Raw genomic sequence first — 25,802 nt, 5'->3', positions numbered from 1 at the left:
AGTCCGCGGGGCGGGGCTCGCTGCGGATCGGAGGGTTCCGCTAGAACCCTTGGCATGATCAATAGCCTGACGCGCGCCTGCGCCGCGCTCGCCCTCGCAGCCCTGCCCCTGATCTCCCCGACCTCCGCGGTCGCCGCGGTCGCGGCGGTGGCCCCCTGTCCCGGCGGGTCGGTCTGCTTCTACACCGATGCGGACTTCGGCGGGCAGAGCTGGCAGTGGTCGCCGCGCAGCGGGTACCGGGACATGCCGCCGCAGCTGCACGACCACGTGGGCTCCTTCGTGGCCAACGTGGACGCGTGCTTCGTCGACTGGAAGCCGAAGGAGACCCGCCAGGTCCGCGAGGGTGACTGGCGGCGCAGCTACCGGGGCGACTTCGGTGGCCGCATCGACGCCGTGCAGTCGACCTGCTGACCGCGGACTGGTGAGCGCCGACCGGTGAGCACCGACCGCTGATCGCGAGCCCGCCACACACGAGGGGCGAGGGACGGTCGCGCACGGTGACGGCACCTGGGGGTGTCGTGGCTTCCCGCCGCGCGGCGGGCCGATGGGTGAGACCCTGGCTGCATGGCCGAAAGGGGCACATCCCCCACGGTCGATTGGCCCGCCCGCCCGGACCTGAGCCTCGCGCTCAACCGGATGGGCACCTTCGACTGGGACCTCGACAGCGGGCAGATGCACCTGGACCCGACCGCGCTCGAGGTCTTCGAACTGCGCCCGGAGGAGTTCACGGGCACACCCGGCGGGCTCCGGGTGCGGATCCCGCCGGGTGAGGAGGCCCGGCTGGACGCGCGGGTCGCCCAGGCGCTCAAGGACGGGCGCAGCCACTACGGTGCCTACTTCCGGATCCGCCGTCGCGACGGCGCCATGAGCTGGACCCACATCCAGGGCCACATCCTGCGCGGCCCGAGCGGGCGCCCGTACCGGATCATCGGGATCGTCCGGGACGCGGACCTCGACCCCGGAGAGCCGGGGGCGCGCAGCGAGCGGGACGAGGGGCGGCGCCGGATGACGGGCGTGGTCGAGCGGACCACGGCCATCCTGGCCCACGCCCGGACCGTCAACGACGTCACCGACATCCTCAAGGACCCCGCCGCGCTCGGTCACCTCGGTGCGGTCAGCATCATGCTCGGGGTGGTCGACGGCGGCCGCGTCCACCTGGTGGCGGAGGGGCAGTTGGGCACGTACGTCCCCGAGATCGAGTACACGCGCGTCGACGCGGACCTGCCGATGAGCGAGGCCGTACGCACGCTGCAGCCCGTCTACGTCACCTCCCGCGACGAGTTCGAGCGCCGCTACCCGCTGCTCTGGCGCTACATCGAGCCGCTCTCCGTGCGCAGCGGGGTCTACCTCCCGCTCATCGCCCAGGGCCGTCCGATCGGCGCGATCGGGTTGCTCTACGCGCGGGAGGGCGACTTCACCGCCGAGGAGAGCAACCTGCTGGTCGCGCTGGGCAGCGGCATCGCGCAGAGCCTCCAGCGGGCCATCCTCTTCGAGCAGGAGCACGACCTCGCCGAAGGGCTCCAGCGGGCCATGCTGCCCCGCAGCATCCCCGCGGTCCCGGGCGCGCGGATCGCCGTCCGCTACCGCTCGGCCCGGATGGGGCGGGACATCGGCGGGGACTGGTACGACGTGATCCCCCTGGGCGAGGGCCGGGTCGGCGTGATGATCGGCGACGTCGAAGGCCACGACACGGACGCGGCGGCCGTCATGGGGCAGCTGCGGATCGTCCTGCGCGCGTACATCGTGGAAGGGCATACCCCGGGGACCGCGATGGCCCGGGCCTCCACCTTCCTGCGCGAGCTGGAGACGGAGCGCTTCGCCACCTGTACGTACGCGGAGATCGATCTGACCAGCGGGATGGTGCAGATCGTGCGGGCCGGGCACCTGGACCCGGTCGTGCGGCGCGGCGACGGCAGCTGCCACCGGGTGTCCGCGGCCGGCGGCCTGCCGCTGGGCCTGCCGCCGCGCGACCGGTCCGGGACGGGCTCCGGCTACCCGGTCACCACCATGGAGCTGCATCCGGGAGACGCCCTGCTGCTGTGCACGGACGGGCTGATCGAGCGGCCCGGGGCCGACGCGGACACCGGGATGCGGGAGTTCATGGAGGCGGTCCGCGACGGGCCGACCGACGTGGAGGAGCTGGCCGACGCGCTGTGCGACCTGGTCGGCGACTCCGGTACGGGCGACGACATGGCCCTCCTCGTGCTGCGCCGCCGCGGTACCCCCGCCCCGCGCGGCGGCGGCCCGCTGCGCCAACGGCTCGCCCCCGGGGACACCGACGGCCCGACGCTGGCCCGGCACCTGATCCGGGCGGCGGTGGCGGCCTGGGGCGCCCGGGACCTGGCGGACGAGATCGAGCTGGCCGCCGACGAGCTGATGACCAACGCCCTCGTGCACACCGAAGGGGGCGGCCAGGTGAACCTGCGCCTCACGGTCGAGGGCCGGATCAGGATCGAGGTCGAGGACTCCTCCAGCGCCCTCCCGCGCAAGCGCGAGGCCGGTGACTGGGCGGTGTCGGGGCGCGGGCTGATGCTCGTGGACCGGCTGGCCGACGAGTGGGGGGTCGAGCCGAAGGGGGCGGGGAAGTGCGTCTGGTGCGAGTTCTCGCTTCCCGTCGCCTCGGTCGTCGCCACCGCCGACCCGCCACCGGCCCTGCCCGTCCCGCCCGGGTGAACGGGTGTCAGACGAGGGCGTTCGGGCCCTGGGTGGCCTTCGCGTGCTGCATCGCCGTCAGCTTGCGCACGAAGCGGACGGCCAGCACGCCCGAGGCGAGGAACAGCAGGTCCCCGGCGATCGAGACCGTCATCGAGGTGCGCAGGACCGTCGCGGAGTCGGACGTGCCCAGCCGGTTCGATACGAACAGCAGGAGGTGGGAGCCGGCCCAGGTGGCCCACCAGGCCACCACGGGACCGTAGGAGACGCGCCGCCACGAGCCGTCGGGCGCCGCCTGCGCGCTCGCTCCCCAGATCTCCGTGGCCGTCTTGAACGGCAGCCACAGCTGACCGATCGGGATGAACCAGCAGCCCACCGCCCACCGCGTTCCCCGACCGAAGCCCTCGGGGGCGAAGACCCCGGCGTTGACCCGCACCCGGTGGAACCAGACGAGGAAGAGGACGACGGTCGGCAGCTGCGCCAACATCTGCAGGCTGTAGGACATGCTGGCGAACCGGTCGGCAGCGGCGTAACCGCTCATCGTCTCCGGAGTCGGACCGTCGTCGATGAAGGTGGTCAGGGCCGCGTACAGCCGGTACTCGGCGAAGAGTTGCGGCAGGGCGAAGACCGTGGCCAGGACGAGGAGCGCGTTCAACGCGGTCGCCACGCCGATGGGCGAGCGCAGCGCGGTGGGCGCGGTGGGCTCGGCCGGCCCCGACGCCTCGGTCGCCTCGGTCGACTCGGGCGCCTCGGGCGAGCGGGGCGCACCGGATGGTGCGGACGGAATGACGGACATGCTGAAGGACCCCCCACGGGTACGGATGATGCGGACGAGCACGGCCTCAGAACGCGGCGTTCGGGCCCTGGACCGCCTTGGTGTGCTGCATCGCCGTCAGCTTGCGGACGAAGAGGACGGCGAACACGGCCGATACGGCGGACAGCAGGCTGCCGACCGAGTCGCTGGCGCGGCTGATGAGGTTCGATGCGATGAAGGTCACCCACCAGACGGTGACGGGCGTGACGGAGACCGCGCGGGCGGAGCCGTCGGGTGCGGCCTGGACGCTGGCCCGCCAGATGTCCTGGGCGATGCGGTAGGGGAAGAAGAGGTTCACGATCGGGATGAACCAGGATCCGATGGCCCAGCCGGGCCCCTGGTCGAAGAGGTCGGGCCGGAACACTCCGCCGTTCACCCGGGCCCGGTGGAACCAGACGATGAAGACGGCTCCGGTGCCCAGCAGGAGGGCGATCTGGGCGATCCCGACGCAGGCGTACATGAGCGCGGCCGCGGTCAGCGGTCCGTCGCCCTCGATGTCGGCGGCGGCGTCCGTGCCGAATCCGATCGCGGCCGCCGCGAGGTCGACCGCGCCCGCGACGGCGAGCAGGATCGTGAGGGCGGTGGCCAGACCCTTCGGTGAACGGAGCGCCGAGGAGGCGGGTACAGGCGGACTGATGGCGTCATAGGACATGACGAAGGACCCCCCACGGGTACATGTGATGCGCATAAAGAAACCCGCCGAGGGCGGGGCCTGCGCGAACATACGTCAGATGATCGTCAACTGTCCAAGGATTTCGTGGGGCGCCGGGCGAATGGCTGAATCGACGAAATGATGGTCGTTTCGGCGGATTATCCCGTGATCGACCACCTCATCCTGCCAAAGTGCCCACACTCCGCCCGCTGCTGACGTTCCTGCTCGCCACGGCCGTTCTGGCGGGCCCCGCCCCGGGTGGCCGGCCCGCCGCCGCCTCGACCAGGGGCGTCGACACCGGCAGCCCGGATGCCGGTGTCGAGACCGCCCGCTCCAGCCGTCCCCTCGCACCCGGCGTCCGCCTCGACTCCTACGACCGACTGGAGCGCGACCGCTGGCTGCGCGTCGACGAACTCGCCGTCGACCTGGGCACTCCGGGCGTGCGGGCCGAGTATCTGGGCGGGAACGGCCCGGCCACCGTCGCCGAGCTGGCGGCCCACCATCCCGCCGGACCGGGCCGCCGGGTGGTCGCGGCCGTCAACGGCGACTTCTTCGACATCGGGGACACGGGTGCGCCGCTGGGCCCCGGCATCCGCGACGGTCGCCTCCTGCACGCCCCCGCACCGGAGGCGGGGGCCGCCGTCGGATTCGGCGCCGACGGTACGGGGCGGATCCTGGACCTCGCTCTGACCGGCAGCGTGACCCTGCCGGCCGACCCCGCCCGGGCGCGGCCCGGGGATCCGGCGGGCGAGTCCCGGCCGCTCGTCGGGTACAACACGGCCCGGCCGCCCGCCGACGGGTTCCTCGCCTACACCGCCGACTGGACCTGGGGCCCGCTCCCGGCCGCCGGCCGGGGCCCGGGCGCGGTGGCGGTCGCCGAGGCCGAGGTGCGGGACGGCCGGGTCACGGCGGTACGTTCGCCCGCGCACGGCACGCCGCCCGCGCCCGGCGTCACCGTGTTGGTCGGCCGCGGCCGGGCGGCTGCGCGGATCGCGGCCCTGCGCCCGGGGGATCCGGTGGCCGTCTCCGCGGGGATCCGGCGCGGAGACGGCGGCGCGGACCCACTGGCGGCCGCCCTGGGCGGGCGCGCGGCGCTGGTGGTGGACGGAGTGCCGCAGGGCCACGACGGCGAGCCGAACGACACCGCCGCCCCGCGCACCGCCGTGGGGCTGGCCCGGGACGGCCGCACGCTCCGCGTCCTCACCGTCGACGGCCGCCAGCGCGACAGCGGGGGCCTCACCCTCACCGGCCTCGGGCGGCTGATGCACGGGCTCGGGGCGCACGACGCCCTCAACCTCGACGGCGGCGGATCCACCACCCTGGTCGCCGGCCGCAGCGGGACCCTCGACCTCGCCCTGGAGAACTCCCCGTCCGACGGCGCCCCCCGCAAGGTCGCCAACGGGCTGGTGCTCACCGTCCCCACCGGTTCCGGCCGGGCCACCGGCTGCCGCGTCGAAGCCCTGGGCGGCGCCACCCGGGTCTTCCCCGGCCTGACCCGGACCCTCACCGCCACCGGCTACGACGCCACGCTCGGCCCGGTGGCTCCCGACCCCGCCGCGGACCGCCCCCGCTGGTCGGTGGACCCGGGCGGATCCGGCCGGGTCGCGGCCGGCGGGGTCTTCCACGCCCTGCGTCCCGGGGGCGCAGCGGTACGGGCGCGCCGTGCGGGGGTCGGGGGAGCGGTCCACCTGGACGTGCTCGGCCCGCTCACCGGCATCCGACCGAGCACGCGCCGCCTCGGTCTCGCGGATCCCACCGAGACGGGGTCCTTCGGGCTCACCGGCCTCGACGCGCAGGGCCGAACCGCCCCGGTCGAGGGGCGTGACGTGCGGTGGGAGTACGACCGTACGCGCTGGCGGGTCGGCGAGGACGGGCGCGGCGGCTTCACGCTGACCGCCCTCGTGCCGCGGGCCACCGGACGGCTCCGGGCGACCGTCGCGCCCCCGGGCACCCCGGCGCTGACCACCGAACTCGCCGTCGGGGTGGGCCTGGTGGAGGAGGGCCTGGCGGATCTGGACGACGCGGACCAGTGGCGGGGACCCGGCGCCGGCGCGGCCCCGGGGCACACCGGGGGCGGGTTGCGCCTGGACCTCACCGCGGGGGCACAGGGCGAGGCCGTTGCCGCGCCGGCCGCCGCGGCGGACGCGCCGCACCCCTTGCCGCTGCCGGAGTCGGCACGGTCCCTCGGCCTCTGGGTCGAGGGCGACGGCTCCGGCGGCCGGATCGCGGCCCGGCTGCGGCAGGGGGACGGAGCGGAGGTCGTGCTGCGCGGGCCCGTCGTCGACTGGACCGGCTGGCAACGGATCACACTGCCCGTGCCGGCGTCGGCCGAGCGCCCGCTGGCTCTGGACCGGCTCTCGGCGAGCGCCGGACCGCGTCCCGGCGGGCTGGTCCTGGACACGCTGACCGCCGAGGGTCCGCAGGTCGGGGCGGCGCCCTCGGGCCCGGTGGTCCGGGACCCGGCCCTCGCGGCCGCGCCCGCCGAAGTCCGGTCCCGGCCCTGGCGGTTCGCGGTGCTCCCCGGTGGCCAAGCGGCGGCGGAGCTGCGGCGGGCCCGGGCCGAGATCCGGGCCGAACGCCCCGAGCTGGTCCTGGCCTCCGGCGACGCGCCCTCGTCCGCCGTGCACCGGGGCGTGCGGTTCCTGCGCCTCGACGGAGCTCACCGGACCCTCGACGGGGGCGGGCTGGAGCGGCTGCGGGCGCTGCGCGAGGGGATCGCCGCCGCGGGCCGGGAGGCCGGCACCGGAGCGCTGATCGTCGTACAGGACGACGGGGCGGGAGCGTCACCGGTGGACCGGAAGGAGGCGGAGCTGCGGGACCGGCTGCTCGCGGAATTCCGGTGGGCGACGGGCAAGGGCGCCGCGGTGGTGACCCTCGGGGGTCCCGCGGTCGCGGTGGGCCGGGCCGAGGGCGTGCTGTCGGTGACGGCGGGGCGCTCCGGGTGGGTGCTGGTGGGAGCAGCCGAGGGCGGGGGAGCGGGCGTTGGTGTGGGGGTTGGGGTGGGCGTCGGGCGGGGGCGTGAGTGGCTCTCCGTGGAGCCGCGTCCGGCGGGGGCGGGGCTCAGAGGGCGACGAGGGTGACCTCGGTCGCCTTGACGCTGGTCCACACCGCGGCGCCGTCCGCCAGCCCCAGTTCGGCCGCCGCGTCCGGGGTGATCTCGGCCACCAGGTCCGGGGCCTCGGTCGAAGCGACCAGGATCCGGAGCCTGCCGCCGACCGCGGTGATCTCGCGGACGGTGCCCGGCCACACGTTGCGGGGGCTGCCGCCCGGCCGGTCCCGGTGGATCGATACGGCTTCGGGGGCGATGATCGCGAGTGCGGGGGCGCCGGCCGGCAGGGCCTCCGCGGCCACCAGCCGGCCGCCGCCGGGCAGTTCGAGACCCTCCGCGGTGGCGCTGCCCGGCCAGGCGTTGCGGCCGAGCATGCGGGCCACCCAGGGTGAGCGGGGGTGGCGGGTGACTTCGGTGGGCGGGGCGTCCTGGAGGGTGCGGCCGTCGGCGAGTACGAGGACCCGATCGGCCAGCGACACGGCTTCGACCGGGTCGTGGGTGACGATGAGGCAGACTCCGCCGAAGCCGGCGAGGTGGCGGCGCAGGGTGTGCCGGACGTGGGCGCGGGTGGTCTGGTCGAGGGCGGCGAGCGGTTCGTCCAGGAGGAGCAGGCGGGGGCGGGCCGCGAGGGCGCGGGCGAGGGCGACGCGCTGGGCCTGACCGCCGGAGAGCTCGGCGGGCTTGCGGTGGGCGAGGTGGCCGACACCGAGGCGGTCGAGCCAGGCCCGTGCCTCGGCGCGTGCCGTGGCCCGCGGGACCCCGCGGGCGCGCAGGCCGTACGCGGTGTTGGCGAGGGCGTTCAGGTGGGGGAAGAGGGCGCCGTCCTGCGGGACCCAGGCGACCTGTCGCTCGTGCGGGGGCAGGTCGGTCACGTCGAGCCCGCCGAGCGTGAGTTCGGCGTGGGCGCGCGGGGTCAGGCCGAGCAGGGCCCGTAGCAGGGTGGTCTTGCCGGCGCCGTTCTCGCCGACCACGGCGATGGTGGTGCCGGGTTCGGCGTCCAGGGTCAGTTCGTTGAAGCCGCTCACCTCGGCGTGCAGCGGCCAGCGCTCGGTGGCCGGTGCCCCGGTGGTGCCGGCGGCGGAACCGGAAGCGGAAGCAGAAGCAGGGAAGGAAGCGGAATCGGGAAGGGGAGCGGAGGAAGGAGCCGCGGGAGCCGGTGAGCGGGAGCCGGCGAGCGGGGTTCCGGTCCACCGCCCGCGCAGCCCGATCAGGACGGCCATGGCGATCGCGAGCAGCAGCAGCGACAGCGAGGTGGCCGCTTCGGGTTGGTCCTGGAGGAGCAGGTACACCTGGAGCGGCAGGGTCTGGGTGGTGCCGGGAAGGTTGCCGGCGAAGGTGATGGTGGCGCCGAATTCGCCGAGGGCCCGGGCCCAGGTCAGGGCGGCTCCGGCGATCAGACCCGGGGCCACCATGGGCAGGGTGACCGTGAAGAACACCCGGACCGGCGAGGCGCCGAGGGAGGACGCGGTCTCCTCGTAGCTCTGCTTGAGACCGCTGAGCGCCCCTTCCAGGCTGATGACCAGGAACGGCATCGCGACGAAGGTTGCGGCGACCACCGCACCCGAGGTGTGGAAGGGGAGGGTGATGCCGAAGGTGTCCTCCAGCCAGGGACCGAGCAGTCCGCGGCGCCCGAAGCCGAGCAGGAGGGCGACACCGCCCACGGTCGGCGGGAGCACCATCGGCAGCAGCACCAGCGAGCGGACGAGCGGCTTCCCGGGGAACGGCACCCGGGCCAGCAGCCAGGCCAGCGGCACTCCGAGGAGGAGCGAGAGCCCGAGCGCCCAGAGCGAGACGAGGAGGGAGAGCTTGAGGGCCTCCACGACGCCGGGGGCGGTGAGGTGCGTGCCCAGCCGGCTCCACTGGGTGCGCGCGAGGATGCCGAGGAGCGGGAGGAGCAGGAAGGCGACGGCGAGCAGCGCGGGCACCGCGAGGGCGAGCGGCGGCCTGGTGCGGCTACGGGTGCGGGCGCGGGTGCGACCGGTGGGGTCGTCGTGGCGGCTGCGGAATCGGGCCATCTGCTGTGCCTGCTCTGCCTGGTGTGCCCGCCGGCGACGGGGAGTGGACGGGGATGCGCATGCCGATGTGGAAGGCGAAGGGGGAGGTACTGCCTGTCCCCCCGGACCAGGTAGTACCTCCCCCCGCTCGCCCCCGGCGGACGACCCGCCGGAGCGGGTCGCCGGCGGCTACGCCTGCTGGAAACCGGCGTCCTGGAGGATCTTCTGCGCCTCCGGGGTGCCGAGCCACGCCACGAAGGCGGCCGCGGCCTCGGCGTTCTTGGAACCCTTGAGGGCGGCGGCCGGGTAGGACGCGACGGCGTTCTGCGCGTCCGGGATGTCGACGGTCGTGATCTTGTCCCCGGACTTGATGGAGTCCGTCTTGTAGACGAGACCGGCGTCGGCCTCGCCCAGCTCGACCTTGCTCAGCACGGCGCGGACGTTCGGCTCCTGCGAGACCGGCTTCACCTCGATCTTCTGCGCGTCGAGGATCTGCTTGCTGTAGCGGCCGACCGGGACCTCGGGGGCCGCGAGGACCACCTTGATCTTGGTGTCGGCGAGGTCCTTGAGGGCCGCGATCTTGAAGGGGTTGCCCTTGCCGGCGGCGATGACCAGGCGGTTCTTCGCGATCACCTTCGGGTCGTCGACCTCGGCCTTGAGGCCGTCCATGGTCTTGGTGTCGGCGGTCACCAGTGCGTCGGCCGGAGCGCCCTGCTTCACCTGGGCGGCCAGTTCCTGCGAACCGGCGAAGGAGAAGGTGATCTTCGTGCCGGGGTGGGCCTTCTCGTACGCGGCGCCGGCCGTCTTGAAGACGTCGGTCAGCGAGGAGGCGGCCAGGACCGTCAGGTTGGCACCCTTCGGCGCGGCGGCCGAGGGGGAGCCGGAGGCGCTCGCGCCGTCGGCGGCGGGCTTCTTCGCTTCGTCCTTGCCGCAAGCGGTCAGGGGGACGAGCAGGGCGGCGCCCAGTACGGCGGCGGCGGCGCGGCGGCGGTTGATGCGGGTGGAGAACATGGATACGGCTCCTCGGGTCTGGCAAGGACCCGCGCCGGTGACGGGCGGAGCGGGTGGAACGGGTGGAGGTGGGGACGACGGAACGGTCAGGTGCGGTCAGGTGCGGTCGATGTGGACGCTGGTGGACTTCACGCGGGCGGTGGCCTGCATGCCGACCTCCAGCCCCAGCTCCTCGACGGCCTCCCGGGTGAGCAGGGAGACCAGGCGGTGGGGACCGGCCTGGATCTCGACCTGGGCCGCGACGTCGCCGAGCTTGACGGCGGTCACGATCCCGGGGAAGGCGTTGCGGGCGGAGGTGTAGGGCTCGGCGTCGTCCAGGTGGGCGCCTTGGCCCACCTCCACGGAGAAGGCCGCGAGGTCGCGGCCGTCGATGAGTCGCCGGCCGCCCTCGTCGCGATGGGTCGCGACCCTGCCGGCATCGGCCCAGCGACGAGCGGTGTCGGGGCTGACGCCGAGCAAGCGTGCCGCCTGCCCGATGGTGTAGGACTGCATGTGCGACAAGGTAGGGGCGCATCCGCCGCGTTTGCAAGTTCATTGGGATGACCTACATGGCAGATGCTATGCAGGTTGTTGGATCCGACGAACTCCGGCCGGGGCAGCCGGGTCGATAGAGTCGACGCATGGCTGATGAGGGAACGGCAACGGCAACGGGAACGGCACGGGTGGACAGCTGGATCTGGTCGGTACGGCTGACCAAGACCCGCTCGCTCGCGGCCGCCGCCTGCCGTGCGGGGCACGTGAGGGTCAACGGCGAACGGGCCAAGCCGGCCCAGGCGGTCGGTCCGGGCGACGAGGTCCGGCTCTTCCACGCCGGGCGCGAGCGGATCGTCGTGGTCCGGCGCGCCGTCACGAAGCGGGTCGGCGCGCCGGTCGCCGCCGAGTGCCTGACGGACAACAGCCCGCCGCCGCCCACCCCCGTCGAGGCGGCCGTCGTGGGCATCCGCGACCGGGGCGCGGGCCGTCCCACCAAGCGCGAGCGCCGCGAGATCGAAGGCCTGCGGGGCCGCTGAGCCGCGGGCGGCGCGGCGCGGCGGACGGTCAGGGGTGGGCGGCGGGGCCGGGGGTCACGCCTTCCGGTAGTCGTACGCCTCGCCCGCCGCCGCGGCCACGGCCTCCAGCGGGGCCCCGGTCGACGCGGTCACCACCGCCGCCACCGCGCCCTCCAGGAACGGCGCGTCCAGCAGCCGCGAGCCCGGTGGCAGCTCGTCGTCCAGCAGCAGCGCCTTGACGGTCAGCACCGAGCTGCCGAGGTCCGCGATCAGCGCCACCCCGGCGCCCCGGTCCACCGACCGGGCCGCCGCCACGATCAGCTCGGCGCTCGTGCCCAGCGCGCCGTCGGACGTGCCGTCGGGCAGGCCGCCCGCGGCGGCCACCGGGGCGGCTGAGCCTCCCGCGGCCAGACCGCGGGCCAGCTCCGCCACCGACCGGGCGACCGCCGCGCTGTGCGACACCAGCACGATCCCGACGAGCGCCGCGTCCCCTTCCCCGTCCCCGCTCACAGCTCGCCCTCCGTCGGACCGTCCGCCGTCTCCGCGAGCGCGCGGAGCAGCAGGGCGGCCGAGGTGGCACCCGGATCCTGGTGTCCGATGCTCCGCTCGCCCAGGTAGCTCGCCCGGCCCTTGCGGGCCTGGAGCGGTACGGTCGCCAGCGCGCCGCCCTCCGCGGCCGCCGCCGCCGCGCGGTACGACGTACTCAGCTCCGCGATCCCCGGCACCAGCGCGTCCAGCATCGTCTTGTCGCCCGGGGCGGCCCCGCCCAGCTGGGCCACCGCACCCACCCCCGCGTACAGGGCCTTGCGCAGCTCCTCGTCCGAGACCTCGGCGGCGTCGCCGAGTTCCTTGCCGGTGCGCCGCAGCAGGGTGCCGTAGAGCGGGCCGGAGGCGCCGCCCACCACGCCGATCAGGGTCCGCCCGGCCAGCTGGAGGACGGCTCCGGGCGAGGGTGGCCGCTGGGCGTCGATCTCGGCGCGCACCGCCAGGAAACCGCGCAGCAGATTGCTGCCGTGGTCGGCGTCGCCGATGGGGGAGTCCAGCTCCGTCAACCGGTCCGCCTCGCGCTCCACCGAGGCGGCCGTCGCGGCCATCCAGCGCCCGAAGAACTCCGCGTCCCGCACCACGTCCCGCACCGGATCTCCTCGCAGTCGATCACCCGTCAGCCCGCCTTCCCCGCAGCCTACTTCGCGGGGTCAACGACCCCAGCGCAGTGCGGTGGTCTGCACGGGCGCGTCCCACAGCCGCAGCAACTCCTCGTCGGCGCGGCACAGGGTGACCGAGCACCCCGCCATGTCCAGGGCCGTGACGTAGTTGCCGACCAGCGCGCGGGCCACGGGCACGCCGCGCTCCGCCAGCACCCGCGCCACCTCGGCGTGGAAGCCGTACAGCTCCAACAGCGGGGTCGCGCCCATCCCGTTGACCAGCGCGAGCACCGGCCCGCCGATCGGGCTCACCTCGTCCAGCTCCCGCAGCACGGCCTCCACCGCCACCTCCGCGATCTCCCGCGCGCTCATCATCGGGCGCCGCTCCCGCCCGGGCTCGCCGTGGATGCCGATGCCCAGTTCCAGCTCGCCCTCCGGCAGGGTGAAGGTCGGGCCGCCCTTGGCGGGGGTGCTGCAGGGGGCCAGCGCGACCCCGAAGCTGCGCGAGGACGCGTTCACGCGCCGGGCGAGCGCCGCGACCCGGTCCAGCGGCGCACCCTCCTCGGCCGCCGCCCCGGCGATCTTCTCGACGAAGAGGGTGGCGCCGGTGCCGCGCCGACCGGCCGTGTGCAGGCTGTCGGTGACCGCGACGTCGTCGTCGACCAGGACCTGCTCGATCCGGAGCCCGTCCTCCTCGGCGAGCTCGGCGGCCATCTCGAAGTTGAGGACGTCCCCCGTGTAGTTCTTGACGACGAACAGCACCCCCTGCCCGCTGTCCACGGCGGTCGCGGCCCGCAGCATCTGGTCGGGCACGGGCGAGGTGAACACCTCCCCGGGGCAGGCCGCCGACAGCATGCCGTACCCCACGAACCCGGCGTGCAGCGGCTCGTGCCCGGACCCGCCGCCCGAGACCACCCCGACCCGCCCGCCCCCGCGCACGTCGCGGCGCACGACGAGCCGCCGCTCCACGTCCACGTCCAGCTCGGGATGGGCGGCGGCCATCCCCCGCAGCGCGTCGGCGACCACGGTCTCCGGACTGTTGATCAGCATCTTCATGCGCATCTCCCGGTGGGACGGACGGGTGACCATCTGATCATTTTTTGGCGGGTCCGTGGGGATGTTCGCGGTCATCGATCACCGTACGGGCGATCGGTCCCGGGCCGCGGACGGCGGCCGTGGCCGACGGGAGGTGCTCCCGCCGGCCACGGCCGGGACGGGTCAGCGGCGCAGGGTCAGGCGGTGGACCCCGCCGTCGACCGTGCCGACGTAGAGAGTGCGGCCGTCGGGGGCGGCGGCCAGCTTGGTGGTGTCGGTGTTCTGCAGGCCATTCGAGACGTTCTCCCAGGTGAGGCCGTTGTCGGTGCTCCGCAGTACGCCACGGCCGCCCTGGACGAGTCCGGTCGCGGTCGAGCCGGTGGTGGCCGCGTAGAGCGCGCCGCCGACCCGCAGCAGGTCCGAGACGTGGACCGCGAGCGGGCCGGTGTCGGCGGTGCGGAAGGTCCTGCCGTCATCGGTGCTGATCCGGACGGACGAACCGCCGACGAGCAGGCGGCGGCCGTCCATCACGATCGCGGAGACGGGGCCCTCGGCGACCTTGGTCTTGGTGACGCCGCCGTCGTCCGAGCGGTAGAGGCCCGAAGTGTTGCCGAGCCAGAGGCGCCGCGGGTCGCGCGGGTCACCGGCGACGGCGTCGAAGGACCTCTCGTGGAAGAGGTTCTTCCAGGTCCTGCCGCCGTCGGACGTCGTGAACAGCCCGTCGCCGAGGATGCTCTTGAAGCTGATCGCCACCCGGTCCGGGTCGGCCGGGTGGATCAGGATCGAGGTCGGTATCTCCGCCGAGGTGCCCTTCACCTGCCAGGTCCGGCCGGCGTCAGCACTGCGGGAGACCTCGAAGAGGCCGGTCGCGGTGCGCCGGACCTGCCACACCACCTTGGAGTCCTTGGGCGAGACGGCGATGTGCGAGGTGAGGCGACCGGTCCTGCCCTCCGCCCCGGACTGGCCCCACTCGGGGCCGGCGACGGGGATCGTGGTGCGGTAGGTGCCGCTCACCGTTCCGGCGAGCAGTTGGTCGCCGCTGGCCGCGAGGGCGAAGGTGGTCAGGCCCTGCACACCGATCCTCCGGTAGCCGGTGCCGTCGGACGAGCCGCGGTACAGGCCGTCCTGTTCGCTGGACACGGTCACCGAGCCGTCGGCCCAGCGGTCGTAGTCCATCGGGATGGCGGCCTTCGAGGGGGCGGGCGCGGGCTTCCAGGTCCTGCCGTGGTCGCGGCTCACCTGCCCGGCGCCGAACAGCGCGCGCAGGTACAGGTCACCGCCGGAGGCGGACAGTCCGTTGCCGCCCTCCGGCAGCGGGAGCAGGGTGGACCAGGTGCGGCCCTTGTCGTAGGAGCCGCGGACGCCCGTACCGGGGACGTAGGCGGCCACCACGGTGGAGTCGGCCGCCAGGCCGCGGATGGTGTTCACCGGCTCGTCGAGGACGAGGTGGGCCGCACCGGGGTCGCCCTTGCCGACGCCGTCGATCCGCCAGACGCCCTCGAAGGTCGCCAGGTAGAGGGTGTCGCCGACGAGGGTGGCGTCGCGGACGGAGCCGGTCACCCCGGTGGGGTACGTCGCCCAGTGGTCGCCCGCGTCCGTGCTGACCAGCAGCGCGCCGCCGACCATCGCGGCGAGGGTGCGGGTCTGCTCGTCCGCGACGAACTCGTCGATGCGCGCGTCGGGCACGGCGAGCTTGCGCCAGGTGCGGCCGTTGTCGTCGGTGCGCAGGATCGTGCCCCGGCGGGTGGGGTCGGCGGCCGTGTTCACGGCGTACCACCAGCGATCGGGGCGGTGGGCGTCGACCACGACCGCTCCGGTGCCGTTGCCGTCGGCGATCGGCAGCCTGCCCACCTGGCGCCAGTTGGCGCCGCCGTCGGTGGTCAGCCAGGGGGCGGCCTTGCGGAACTGGGTCACGACGGCCTGCTTCGGCCGGGCGGGCGAGAGCGCGAGGTGGCCGGCCTCGCTGTTCGGCCCGATGGGCTCCCAGCGGTTGCCGCGGCTGTCGGTGGGGGTGACCTCGAAGGCTCCGGTTCCGGTGATCCGCCGGCCGTCGGTCGTCTTGGCCTGCACGGCCAGTTGGTAGGCGCCGGCCGCCTTCCCGGTCACGTCGGCCTGGTAGTAGCCCGCACCGTTCATGGTGGTGGGCAGGGTGAAGGGCTTGCCGCGCGGCGGGGTCACCCTGATCTCCGGCGGTGCGTTCAGGGCGGTCGGGGCGGCGACGTGCACGGTGGAGCGGCCGTCGCTCGGGTCGGGCGACGCCTGGACGACCAGGTGCCGGACGACGAGCAGGTACGGCACCCGCAGGGCCGGGCCGCGGTCGGGGGTGGCCGTGATCCGGCCGCTGATCTCGGTGTCGGTGGCCGGGCGGTCGGCGCGCAGGGTGACGGTGACGGTCGCGGACCCACCGGCGGGGACGGTGACCCGCCCCGGGGACACGGTGGTGGGCCCGGTGCCGCTGAGCGTGACCGCCAGCGGTTCCTTGCCGGGGTTGGCCAGGCGTACCTTCGCGGCGCCGCCGACGGTCTTCTCCGCCAGGTCCGCGAGGCCGAACGACACGGCCGTCGGGGAGGCGCTCAGGGTGGCCGAGGCCGCGGCGGCCACGTCGAGCCGCCCGTTGCCCTGGACGGTGGGGCCGGTGCCGGCCAGTTGCTTGGCGGTGCCGACCAGCGCGGACCTGATCGCGTCCGGGGCCTGGTCCGGGCGCAGTTGGCGCAGCAGGGCGGCGGCTCCGGCGACGTGCGGGCTCGCCATCGACGTGCCCGACATGCGGTAGACGCCGGGTTCGTACATCGACGTGGGGATCGTGGAGCGGATCTCCACGCCGGGTGCGACCAGATCGGGCTTGAGACCGAAGCCGGTGCCGGGTCCGCGCGAGGAGAACGAGGCGATCTCGTCGGTGGAGTCGCTGCCGCGCAGGGTGACGGACACCTTGCCGGCGGCCAGTCGACGGCTCAACTGGGCGTACTGGGTCGTGTCGATGCCCATGACGACGAGGCGGTCCATGCGCAACGAGTCACCGGAGGCGGCGGTCCCGGTGAGATCGGGGCGGGCGGGGGTCGCCGTGGCGTCGACCGTTCCCGGGGTGGCGGCGAGCACGGGTCCGCTGTTCTGCGGAAGACCGCCCAGCACGGCGAGCGCGCCGCGCTTCTCGGCCTCGCGCGCCCAGTCGATGTCGTTCCCGCTCAGGACCTCCGTACTGGGCGGGACGAGGATGTCGGCCCGCAGGATCTTGCCCCGTACGTCACCGACCCGTTTCCAGTCCTCGGCGGTGCCCGCGCCGACGTCGACGAGCGGCGCGGTGACCGGCTCCCGCGGCGGGTTCGCGGACAGGATGCCCCGGTACGTCTGGATCAGTTCGGGTTCCTTGCCCGCCAGGTACGCGCTGGGCATCCGCACCCCGCTGGTGGAGGCGCCGACCGCGATGACGCCGTCGGCCGACGCCGGGGTGTTGACGGTGCCGCTGCCGGGCCCGTCGTTGCCCGCCGCCGCGACGACGACCACTCCGGCCCGCACGGCGGCCGTGGCCGCGCGGCCCAGCGGGTCGGTGCCGTCACCGGGGCCGCCGAGGCTCATGTTGATGACGTCGGCCGGATGGGGGCCAGCCGGGTCGGCCGCCGCCTCGATGCCGGCGATGATGTCGGAGGTGTAGCCGCTGCCGTCGGCGCCGGTGACCTTGTAGGCCAGCAGGCCGGCGTCCGGCGCCATGCCGGTGACGCCTCCCTTCGCGGCCGCCTTGCCCGCGATGATGCCCGCGACGTGGGTGCCGTGACCGTTGTCGTCCATCGGGTCGTCGTCGCCGTTGGCGAAGTCGTAGCCGCCGATGACCTTGTGGCCCTTGCCGAAGCCGCCGCCCAGGTCGGGGTGGCCGTAGTCCACGCCGCTGTCCAGGACCGCGACGACGGTGCCCTTGCCGGTGGCCTTCACCCCGGTCGGGTCCGCGCGCTTCCAGACCTCGGGCGCGCCGGTCAGAGGCACGCTGACGTCCGTGCGCAGCTGTATCCGGGTGTCGGGCCGGACGGCGGTGACGCCTGGCAGCGCGGCCAGCCGCGCCGTCTCGGAGGCGGGCACCGTCATCGCCACGGCGTTGACGAGCAGGCCGAGTTTGCGGTGCGCGGCGGGGTGCAGCCCTGCCCCCCGCACCGTCCAGAGGAAGGCGTCCTGCCGTGCCTCCAGGGCCCGTCGGGCGGCAGCGACGGTGGAGGTGGCGCCGGCGGTCAGGGAGGTGAGCGAGCCACCGGGGGCGGCCGTGACGGCGGCGTCCCCGGACAGTTCGACGATGACCCGCTGGTTCAGGTCGGGTGACGTCGCGGTCGCGGTCGCGGTGGCGGGCATCGCGGTGAGCGTCCCGGCGAGCGCGACGGTGGTGACCGTGACGGCCACCAGGCGTCGGCTTTTTCGTGGGTTTTTGGCCATGGGGAGAAGTCCTAGCCCCGAAGTCACTCTCCGTACAACGGATCCCGGCGGCCCATTGCTGCCGGTGGCACAAGTGGGCCAGTATCCGCATATGACGAACGATCTCACCGCCGCAGGCATCGATCCGTTCGACGAGAGCGTCTACCGGGCCGTGCTGACCCGTCGTACGGCGGCGCCGATCGAACTCGCCGCCGACCTCGGCTGCTCACCGCTGCGTGCCGCCAGGGCACTGGACCGGCTGCACGACCAGGGTCTGGTCGGGCGGCTCGCGGGTGTCCGCCGCCGGTACGCGGCGATCGAGCCGGGGGCCGCGGTCGAGTCCCTGGTGCGCACCAGGGCGGCGGAGTTGGACCGGGTCCGCTCGGTGGCGGGCGAGCTGTCCCGCCTCTTCGAGGCGGCCCAGGCCGGCACCACCGGGGAGGACGAGGTGGAGATCGCCACCGGCCGCGAGGCGCTCGGCCGTTGGTTCGTCCGCCTCCAACAGGAGGCGCGCGAGGACGTCATGACACTGGACCGGCCGCCGTACGCGCTGACCACCTCCAACCCGGTGGAGAGCACCGCGCTGGGGCGCGGCGTGCGCTACCGCGCGGTCTACGCACCGGAGGCGTTGGAGTGGCCGGGGGTGCTCGAAGACATCCGCGGACTGGTGCGCCGCGGCGAACAGGCCCGGGTGATGCCGGGCCTGCGGATCAAACTGGCCATCGCGGACCGCCGGTTGGCGCTGATGCCGCTCTCCCTGGACCTCGACGGCGTGCGCGCCGCGGTCATCCGCCCCTCCAGCCTGCTGGATGCCCTCACGGACTACTGGGAGCTGTGCTGGAAACAGGCCCTGCCGCTCGACGCCCCCGCCGAGGACCCGCTGGGCGAGGAGGACCGGCTGGTGCTCACCCTGCTGGTCAGCGGCCTCAAGGACGAGGCCATAGCCCGCCAGCTCGGCTGGTCCGTGCGCACCATGCGCCGGCGGATGAGCCACCTCCACGAACTCCTGGGCGCGGTGAACCGCTTCCAGGCCGGGGTCGTCGCGGCCCGCCGCGGCTGGATCTGATCGCCCTACTCGGGTTCGGGCGTGCTGCCGGGCTCGCGCAGGCGGGGGCGTTGCGGCGGCGGTCCCGCGGGGGCGTCCGGCGGGGGGTCCGTGAGCGTGCGGTCCAGGTAGGCCGCGTAGGCGTCCTCCACGGCCCGGGGCACCGCGGCGCCGAATTCCTCCAGGGTGTTCAGGCCGCGGATGCTTTCGGAGAGGTGGCCGTGAGGCCCGTACCACTGTGCGGGCAGCACGCTGTACAGGGCGTCGAGGAGACTGGTGCGCGCGGCGTGGCTCTGCTCGTCGCGGCGGTTCGAGGCGACCAGGACGACGGTTCCCGGCTCCCGGGCCTCCCGCAGGGCGATCAGTGCGCTGCGCAGCCGTGGCACGCTGAGCGCCCAGGGGTCCACGAGCAGGACCAGCGGTCCGGTGGAGGGGTCGGAGCGCTCCACCCGGGCCACCTCGGCGTCCAGGGTGGAGGCGTCCACCTGGTCGTTGAGGTGGAAGGCGAGGTCGGTGGCCACGTCCACGAGGGGCCGGCGGGACTCGGGCTGGTAGGGGTTCCAGCGGTCGGGCGAGGCGCCGTAGTAGCGGGGGTCGCGCCCCTGGGACAGGTCGTGCAGGGTCGGGGCCACCACGGCGATCCGCAGGCTTTCCTCGGCCTGTGCGTGCGACCTGAACGCGGACGGTGCCCGGCGGTAGTCGACGGCCCCGTCGGACTCGATGCGGGTGGACTCGGCCACGCCGACGATCCGCACGGCCAACTGGTTCACCACGCCCCGGTATTCATCCGGGTACCCGCGCAGCTGGATCAGCCCGTACAGCCCGTCGGTCGCGTAGCGCTCCCCGAAGGAGCTCGAATCGAAGTGGAGTTGCTGCGCCGGGCGGGGCATCTGACCAGGTGGTACGGGTACCCAGACCGCGGGCACGACCGCCTGGACCGGTTCGTCGTCGCGCGCGCGTTGGAAGACGGACCGCTGTGCGAAGGCGTACCACTCCTTGCCGCAGCTTTCGCTGGTGAAGTAGCGGGGTGAGTAGAGCGGTACCAGCACCCGGCAGGTGGAGAGCACGTCACTCAGCCGCTCGGCCCATCCCTCCCCGGCCTCCATCTGGTCGTCCATGAACCCGACGGCAGCGCCGGCGGGCAGGTTCACGAGTGCGGACACCTCGTCGCAGAGGTCGCGGTAGAAGCGCTTCACCCACCGGTTCGAGTCGGTGGCATGCGAGCCGAGGCGCGGCGTGTGGGCGTAACTCAGGAAGAAGTAGGGGCGGCTGGGGGACCGCTCGACCCAACCCGTCGCGCTCAGCACCACGCGGCTGGCGAGGGAGGCGGAGCCGCTTGCGGCCCCCGCCCCGAGGTCACGCAGCGTACGGTCGGACGCCCGGGCGAAGGGTTCCAGCTCGGGCGCGATCCCGGCGCCCCCCGCCGCGTCCGGCACGAGTGCCGGGAAGCGGCCCGGGGCCGCGGCGTGCGCGGCGACGAACCGGGTCAGCACCTCCCGGGTGCGCAGCGCGTCCCGGGCGCCGAGCCGTGGCGCCAGGTGTGCGCGCACGCCCTCCCGGAAGCGGAGCACCGGTCCGCCGAGCGCGGCCCCCGCTCCCGTCCCGGCCTCCTGCGCCTCGACGAGGAACAGCCCGCCGACGACCATCTCGGCCAGATCGGCCGCCGAGGCCTCCGGGACCAGTTCCTGCCGGATCACGTGGAGCAGGCCGGTGTACAGCTGCGGGTACGCCGAGCAGAGCACCGCGAGCCGGACGGCCGGCGTCGAGGCCCGACGCAGGAACGCCTCGGCCAACTGCGTTGCATCGGCGGGCCGTTCATCCGGAGCGGCGGGCACCGGACCGGTCAGCCCCGGCCCGGGGAGCAGCACCGCCTCGCAGCCGTCCGGGTCGCCCCGCATCAGCGTGCGGGCCCAGCGGGAGACGGCGCGCGGGGTCAGGCCGACGACGGGCAGCGGCAGCCAGGCGTCCCGGTGGCCGCCGGAGGGCGCGTCCTCCGAGGGCCCGTACGCCTGCTCCGCCAGCGGGGGGACCGCGAACCGCAGCGCGGGGTTGCGCGCGCCCGGGGCGCCGGGCGGGGTGACCCGCACCGCCGGGAGGTCGAGGCCGCTGTGCCGCCAGATCCGCGACGGCAGCGGGTTCACCAGTACGGTGGGGGCGGCCGCGGCCCAACCGCGCAACCGGTCCCAGAAGGCGCGCTCGCCCCCGGCGCCGGACACGCAGTCGGAGAAGACGAGGACCAGTCGCCGGGGCCGCGGCGAGGGGGCGCCGGCGTAGCCGAGGCCGGCCGCACCCGTACCCGCACCCGTACCCGGGCCGGTGGCGGCGACCGGCGGCCAGGAGGCGGCCTCCCGGACCCGGAGCGTGCGGAACGCCCCCGTCGAGGCCAGCACCTTCAGCAACTCGGCGCCCGTGTCCTGCCAGACGGCCATGGTCGCGGACCGGTCGAGCACCACGGTCAGGTCGAACCAGCGCTCCGGGGCGGGGCGGAAGGCGGGCAGCAGCTCCCCGCTGCGGGCGTATCCCGCGACCGTCTCCCCGACGTCCAGCCGAGCGCTGCGGCCCGCGGGCCAGACCCGGCGCAGCGGCCGCAGCGCCCGGGCGAGCTCCCGTGCGCGGGGCAGCGCCGTGCCACGGGGCACCGACATCTCCCGGGCGGGCAGCGAAGCGCCGCCCGGCGCCGACGGTCCGTACACGCCGAGGCCGGGCCGGCGCCCGATCCGTTCGCGCGCGTCGACGGCGCCCGGTCCCGGGTCCGCGGCGGCGTCGGGAGCCGGGGCGCCGGGGGCGGTCGGAGCGCTCGCCGCCGGGTCGTGTTGCCCGGCCGTCGCCGCCAGCCAGATCAGTTCGGCGATCGAGAGCCCGTCCAGCCCCCGGCCGAGCCCGTGCAGGGCCCCCGTGACGGCCGCCAGCGGGTCGCCATCACGGTCCGGGACCGGGACCGGCGGTGGGACCGGCGGCGGCGCGGGAACGTCAGGCACCCGAGAGGTCCCGCATCAGGAGCGCGATCAGCTTCTCCCGCTCGGCGTCCGCCATCCGGGCCGGCCCGTCCAAGAGGTGCAGGGTTCCGAGGAGTTGGTCGACGGCCACGCTCTCGCCCGCCGCGACCCGCCGCACGAAGCCGTCCACCAGCTCGGCCGCCGGACCCGCGTCGCCGACCTCCAGGCCGAGGTGGCCCCGCACGACGCCGCGGATCAGCTCGGCGGTCGGCTTGGGCATGGTGTAGCGCACGCAGCGGCGCAAGAAGGGGGCCGGCAGCTCCTGTTCGCCATTGCTCGTCATCACGATGAAGGGGAACTCGGTGCACTGCACGTGCCCGTCCTCCACGAGATGGCGCGCCGCGCTCTCCCAGACCCGTACCAGCGCCCGGTCCTGCTCCTCGCGCATCAGCTCGTTGACGCGGAACTCACCGCGTTCCAGCACGTCGAGGAGGTCTCCGGGCAGGTCCAGGTCGGCCTTGTCGATCTCGTCGATGAGCAGCGCGCGCGGCCGGGGCGAGGGCAGCAGCGCGGTGCCCAGCGGCCCGAGGGTCAAGAAGGCGGCGATGTCGTCCGCGCCCGCCTCGCCCCCGGCCCGGGCCTTCTCCTGCTGGAGCCGGTGGGCGTGGATGCGGCCGAGCGCGTCGTAGCGGTACAGGGCGTCCGCGAGCGTACTGCGCGAGGTGACGTGCCAGCGCAGTACGGGCCCCAGGTCCAGCTCGGCGGCCACCTGCTCGATCACCGTGGACTTTCCGGTGCCAGGGCCGCCGGTGATCAACAGCGGCCGGCGCAGCGCCAGGGCCGCGTTCACGGCGTCGGTCAGCCCCGCAGGCGGCCGGAACACCCCGGCCGACGACGGGATCGGGAAGGTCCGCCACGGTGGCGGTGCGGGGAGGGCGGCGGCGGGCCTCGGCACGCCGTCACCCCGGTAGTACGCGTCCCAGGTCATGGGGTCCCCTCGGCTCGGTCGCGGACGGGCAGGGGCGCCGTCCGCAGGAGGCGGCAGAAGCGCAGCCAGTGCTCGTCGTCCCAGACGGCGCGCAGATCGGCGAGGCCCGCGCCGTCGACGCCGCGCCAGCGTTCGCGGTAGGCGTGCGCCAGGGCGCCCGGCATGGCCCACCAGTCACGGTCGAGGACGGCGCGCCGCTCCTCGGGGAAGCCCGCGGCGCTGTCCGGCCACAGCAGCACCGGGGTGTAGGCGAGCAGCGTCTCCATCAGCCGTGCGTCGGCGCCGGGATGGCGGCTGAGGCCGATCCCGCGGGCGTAGCGCCCGACCCGCAGGTGCCCGCGCAGCCGGGCCGTGTCGAGCAGGTCCTCGTGCGCGAGCCAGTCCACGGGCGTGCTTCCCTGGCACTCGGCGATCGACTCCCACCGCGCGGCGACCACCGGCTCGATGCTGCGCAGCGCCGCGTCGGGGGTGAGTCGACTGCTCCAGTGCAGGTGCACGTCGTACCGGATGCCCAGGAGCATGGCGGCGCCCGTCTCTTCGGGCCGCCAGGTCAGCAACGGCCCGCTCGGCACGGCCAGGTCCAGTCGCTTGAGGGGGAGTTCGAGGGTACGGGCGTGTTCCTCGGCCCACAGGACGGCCTCCTCGACGGCGTTCTCGGCGCCCGTGCGGTCCGCGGTGTCGCTGGGGAACTGCTCGTGGTGGATGACCGAACCGTCCAGGAGCAGCCAGCCGTCGAGGACTTCGGGCCAGTCCCCGATCAGGGAGGAGTGCAGGCTGACGACGAGGCCGAGCCGCTGGCCGGCCGCGCGCCGGGCGGTGTGCTCGATGGCGTCGTTGACCTGGACGGGGGCCTCGATCCGCGCGGCCCAGGCACGCAGCTCGGGGTCCCCCGGGTCCCGGCCGCAGACCTGGCCGAGGAGCGTGACGAAGCGGGCGACGGCCCGCCTGCCGTCCCGTTCGATGTCCGGGTGGTTGAAGACCAGTTCGTCGATGATGCCGACGTCGGTGAGGTGCGGGGCGCCGGCCGCGGGAAGCCGTCCCTCGGCCGCCAGCATGCTGTAGAGGGTGTGCCGCAGCCGGGCGGTGGTCAGGTCGGCGCCGAGCCAGCTCCGGATGAAATCGACCGTGCGGACCGCCACGAGGAGTCCGTCGAGGCCGCGCAGCGCCCGCTCGCGCCGCGGGCCGGGCGGGTGGCGCAGCAGCTCGGCGCGGCAGTGCAGGGCCGCCCGCACGTCCGGGGCGCCGTCCGGCACGGGCATCGCGGGATCCAGGGCGGCGAGCGCCTCGGTGAGCTCCTCACCGGCGAGCACTCCGCCGAAGCCGCCCAACAACCCCTGCCGGACGCGGGCGTTGCGGGCGATCCACAGGGGTTCGTCGGCCGCGCCGTCCGCGTCGTAGTCGAACCCGGAGACGTTCTGCCCGACCAGGAGGCCGCGCAGCGCCTCACGGGTGGCGGCCACGCCGAGCGTGGCCCCGATGCCGGGAAGGCCTTCCCGCAGGACGGCGGTCAGGCTCCGGGAGAAGGCGAGGTCGACGGCGGACTGTCCGAGGGAGGAGGCCATCAGCAGCCCCAGTCGGGTCCGGCCGCTCCGGGCGCCCCCGGCCAGGTCCGCCACCGCGGGCGGCGCTCCGGCGGCGTGGCACGTGTCGACGATGCCGAGCACACCGTCGACCCCGGGGTGGTCCGCGGCCCGCACGAGCAGCTCGCCGACGTTCACCGAGCCGTGCCGCAGGTCGTCGGTGGAGTCGGCGCACATGAGGTGCAGGGTGCTGGTGCGTCCGGCGGCGAAGCCGTGCCCGAGGAAGGCGAGGACGAGGGTCGCGCGGTGCTCGGCCGCGTGGTCGATGGCGGCGCCCACGCTCTCCACGAGGGCCGCGCTGGTCAGGTCGTCACCGCTGATCAGGGAGCGGCGTCCGGTCGGCAGCCCGGGTTCGCAGGCGCCGAGCGAGGCGTCGGCCAGTGCCCCGTACAGCCCGGCAGCCGCGTCCTCCAACGAGGTCAGCCGGACCATCGAGGGGCACTGCGGTGCGACCACCAGGACGTGGCGCCGCCCGGCCCGGCGGGGTCTCACCAGGGCTGCCCGCCGTCCGGGCCCGCGTCCGAACCCGGGCGCGCGAGCCGGGCCAGCGCCTGGGCGACGGGTCCGGCGACGGCCGGTTGCGCCAGGTACTTCTCGGCGGAGTGCACCCAGACGCCGTCCGAGTCGACGCGGTGTGATCGGGGTACGACGCCGGCGGAGTTGCCCCGTACATCCCGCTCCAGCCGCGGCCGGACGGCGAGGACGTCGTCGCGGTCCCAGAAGTTCAGCCACTCGCCGACCCCCTCGGGCGCGACCGGGGGCTGCGGGACGAGCCGGGGCCACACGGCCGTCCGCATGGTGAGGGGGGACCCGATCGTGACGAACAGCGGGACCGGCGCCGGGTGTTCGTGGAGCGCCTCCAGCGCGACGACCGACCCCAGGGAGTGCGCCACGACCACCGCCGGGCCGTCCCCCACGGCCTCGGCGACCCGGGTGCGGATGCGCCGGTCGAGGCCGGCGCCGTCCGCGCCGGATTCTCCACGGGCCAAGTACCGCGCGACCTGCGCGAGATGACTGACCATCACCTTCGGGGTGATCCAGCGTCCGGCGCCGCTCCACGGCCGCAGCGCCAGCACCGTGGTGGCCACGTTGAGCGCGCGGCGTACGACCTGCCCGCCGCCCTGCTCCTGCGCCCTGGGCGCGGCCTCCGCCCGGGCGTGGTCGAGGATCCGGAGCTCGTCGGCGTCCGCCGCCTCCGTCAGGTGCTCCACCCAGGCGACCAGCAGCTCCGCCAGGACCGCGTCCGTGGCCCCGTCCGCACCGGCCCCCGGATTCCCGGCGCCCAGCTCCCCGGCGCCCTGGGCCTGCTCCTGGTCGAAGAGGTCGCCGTAGTACGCGAACGCACACTCGACCGCCTTGCCGCAGACCAGCGCGGCCGCCGCTCCGGCGTGCCCGGACGCCCGCATGCCCTCGCCCAACGCCCTTGCCCACGCGGCGCGTTCACCTTCCGGATCGCGCGGTCCGCCGATTCCGTGGACGAACACCAGCCGTGGCCGCATCGGACCCTCCCCTAGTGCAGC

General features: G+C 74.8%; 18 protein-coding genes. 5 read left to right on the top strand and 13 right to left on the bottom strand.

The genetic code is table 11. The features are described 5' to 3' along the window. The first annotated feature begins 54 nt into the window (after positions 1–54). On the top strand, positions 55–411 hold the full coding sequence (locus ACIQWR_RS09590) for a peptidase inhibitor family I36 protein (protein WP_404006219.1): 357 nt from the start codon (positions 55–57) through the stop codon (positions 409–411). Between the two features lie 153 nt (positions 412–564). After that, complete coding sequence (locus tag ACIQWR_RS09585; RefSeq protein ID WP_404006217.1) at positions 565–2,673, top strand: SpoIIE family protein phosphatase; 2,109 nt, start codon at positions 565–567, stop codon at positions 2,671–2,673. Positions 2,674–2,680: 7 nt separating this feature from the next. On the opposite strand, the gene ACIQWR_RS09580 is transcribed toward ACIQWR_RS09585, so the two are convergent. After that, entirely contained in the window at positions 2,681–3,448 is a 768-nt protein-coding gene (locus tag ACIQWR_RS09580; RefSeq protein WP_404006215.1) for a DUF4328 domain-containing protein, read from the bottom strand. A gap of 46 nt (positions 3,449–3,494) precedes the next feature. Beyond that, on the bottom strand, positions 3,495–4,118 hold the full coding sequence (locus ACIQWR_RS09575; protein WP_404006213.1) for a DUF4328 domain-containing protein: 624 nt from the start codon (positions 4,116–4,118) through the stop codon (positions 3,495–3,497). Between the two features lie 191 nt (positions 4,119–4,309). Here ACIQWR_RS09575 and ACIQWR_RS09570 point away from each other — a divergent pair, with 191 nt between their 5' ends. After that, positions 4,310–7,198: a phosphodiester glycosidase family protein gene (locus ACIQWR_RS09570; protein WP_404006211.1), complete on the top strand. Its 2,889-nt coding sequence runs from the start codon at positions 4,310–4,312 to the stop codon at positions 7,196–7,198. On the opposite strand, the gene ACIQWR_RS09565 is transcribed toward ACIQWR_RS09570, so the two are convergent. The 3 genes from ACIQWR_RS09565 to ACIQWR_RS09555 form a co-directional block, all read right to left on the bottom strand. Beyond that, a complete protein-coding gene (locus ACIQWR_RS09565; RefSeq protein ID WP_404006209.1) occupies positions 7,179–9,182 on the bottom strand; it encodes an ABC transporter permease in 2,004 nt (667 codons plus the stop codon). The genes ACIQWR_RS09570 and ACIQWR_RS09565 overlap by 20 nt on opposite strands. A 168-nt stretch (positions 9,183–9,350) precedes the next feature. Further along, on the bottom strand, positions 9,351–10,172 hold the full coding sequence (gene modA, locus ACIQWR_RS09560) for a molybdate ABC transporter substrate-binding protein (RefSeq protein WP_404006207.1): 822 nt from the start codon (positions 10,170–10,172) through the stop codon (positions 9,351–9,353). A 96-nt stretch (positions 10,173–10,268) separates the two neighbouring features. Then, a complete protein-coding gene (locus ACIQWR_RS09555) occupies positions 10,269–10,664 on the bottom strand; it encodes a molybdopterin-binding protein (protein ID WP_404006205.1) in 396 nt (131 codons plus the stop codon). A gap of 128 nt (positions 10,665–10,792) precedes the next feature. On the opposite strand from ACIQWR_RS09555, the gene ACIQWR_RS09550 reads away from it, so the two are divergent. Further along, the gene (locus ACIQWR_RS09550; protein ID WP_404006203.1) at positions 10,793–11,182 is read left to right on the top strand and encodes an RNA-binding S4 domain-containing protein; all 390 of its coding nucleotides are present in this window, start codon (positions 10,793–10,795) and stop codon (positions 11,180–11,182) included. A 54-nt stretch (positions 11,183–11,236) separates the two neighbouring features. Here the strand turns inward: ACIQWR_RS09550 and ACIQWR_RS09545 are convergent, their stop codons facing one another. From ACIQWR_RS09545 to ACIQWR_RS09530, 4 genes are all read right to left on the bottom strand, one after another. After that, entirely contained in the window at positions 11,237–11,671 is a 435-nt protein-coding gene (locus ACIQWR_RS09545) for a PTS-dependent dihydroxyacetone kinase phosphotransferase subunit DhaM (RefSeq protein WP_404006201.1), read from the bottom strand. Next, positions 11,668–12,255, bottom strand: a complete 588-nt coding sequence (gene dhaL, locus ACIQWR_RS09540; RefSeq protein ID WP_404006429.1) for a dihydroxyacetone kinase subunit DhaL — start codon at positions 12,253–12,255, stop codon at positions 11,668–11,670. The genes ACIQWR_RS09545 and dhaL overlap by 4 nt, the downstream gene beginning before the upstream one ends. A 102-nt stretch (positions 12,256–12,357) precedes the next feature. Next, entirely contained in the window at positions 12,358–13,362 is a 1,005-nt protein-coding gene (gene dhaK, locus ACIQWR_RS09535; protein ID WP_404006199.1) for a dihydroxyacetone kinase subunit DhaK, read from the bottom strand. A 162-nt stretch (positions 13,363–13,524) separates the two neighbouring features. Further along, positions 13,525–17,754 carry a S8 family serine peptidase gene (locus ACIQWR_RS09530; protein WP_404006198.1) on the bottom strand — a complete coding sequence of 1,410 codons (4,230 nt, stop codon included), beginning with the start codon at positions 17,752–17,754 and terminating at the stop codon, positions 13,525–13,527. Positions 17,755–17,845: 91 nt separating this feature from the next. On the opposite strand from ACIQWR_RS09530, the gene ACIQWR_RS09525 reads away from it, so the two are divergent. Further along, positions 17,846–18,799: a hypothetical protein gene (locus tag ACIQWR_RS09525; protein ID WP_404006196.1), complete on the top strand. Its 954-nt coding sequence runs from the start codon at positions 17,846–17,848 to the stop codon at positions 18,797–18,799. Between the two features lie 5 nt (positions 18,800–18,804). Here ACIQWR_RS09525 and ACIQWR_RS09520 read toward each other — a convergent pair whose 3' ends face one another. The 4 genes from ACIQWR_RS09520 to ACIQWR_RS09505 are packed head-to-tail and all read right to left on the bottom strand — an operon-like array spanning position 18,805 to position 25,781. Further along, positions 18,805–21,756 (bottom strand): TIR-like protein FxsC, encoded by a 2,952-nt coding sequence (locus ACIQWR_RS09520; RefSeq protein ID WP_404006194.1) that lies wholly within the window; start codon positions 21,754–21,756, stop codon positions 18,805–18,807. Next, the gene (locus tag ACIQWR_RS09515; RefSeq protein WP_404006192.1) at positions 21,749–22,702 is read right to left on the bottom strand and encodes an AAA family ATPase; all 954 of its coding nucleotides are present in this window, start codon (positions 22,700–22,702) and stop codon (positions 21,749–21,751) included. Before ACIQWR_RS09515 ends, ACIQWR_RS09520 begins: the two co-directional genes overlap by 8 nt. Then, positions 22,699–24,774, bottom strand: a complete 2,076-nt coding sequence (locus ACIQWR_RS09510) for a hypothetical protein (RefSeq protein ID WP_404006190.1) — start codon at positions 24,772–24,774, stop codon at positions 22,699–22,701. Before ACIQWR_RS09510 ends, ACIQWR_RS09515 begins: the two co-directional genes overlap by 4 nt. Next, positions 24,771–25,781, bottom strand: a complete 1,011-nt coding sequence (locus tag ACIQWR_RS09505) for an alpha/beta fold hydrolase (RefSeq protein ID WP_404006189.1) — start codon at positions 25,779–25,781, stop codon at positions 24,771–24,773. The genes ACIQWR_RS09510 and ACIQWR_RS09505 overlap by 4 nt, the downstream gene beginning before the upstream one ends. Positions 25,782–25,802: the final 21 nt, after the last annotated feature.

The sequence above is a fragment of the Streptomyces sp. NPDC098789 genome, from assembly GCF_044759975.1.
Classification (GTDB): Bacteria; Actinomycetota; Actinomycetes; order Streptomycetales; family Streptomycetaceae; genus Streptomyces.
The sequence above is the reverse complement of the archived record's forward strand: the minus strand, read 5'-3'. Positions and strand labels throughout refer to the sequence as shown.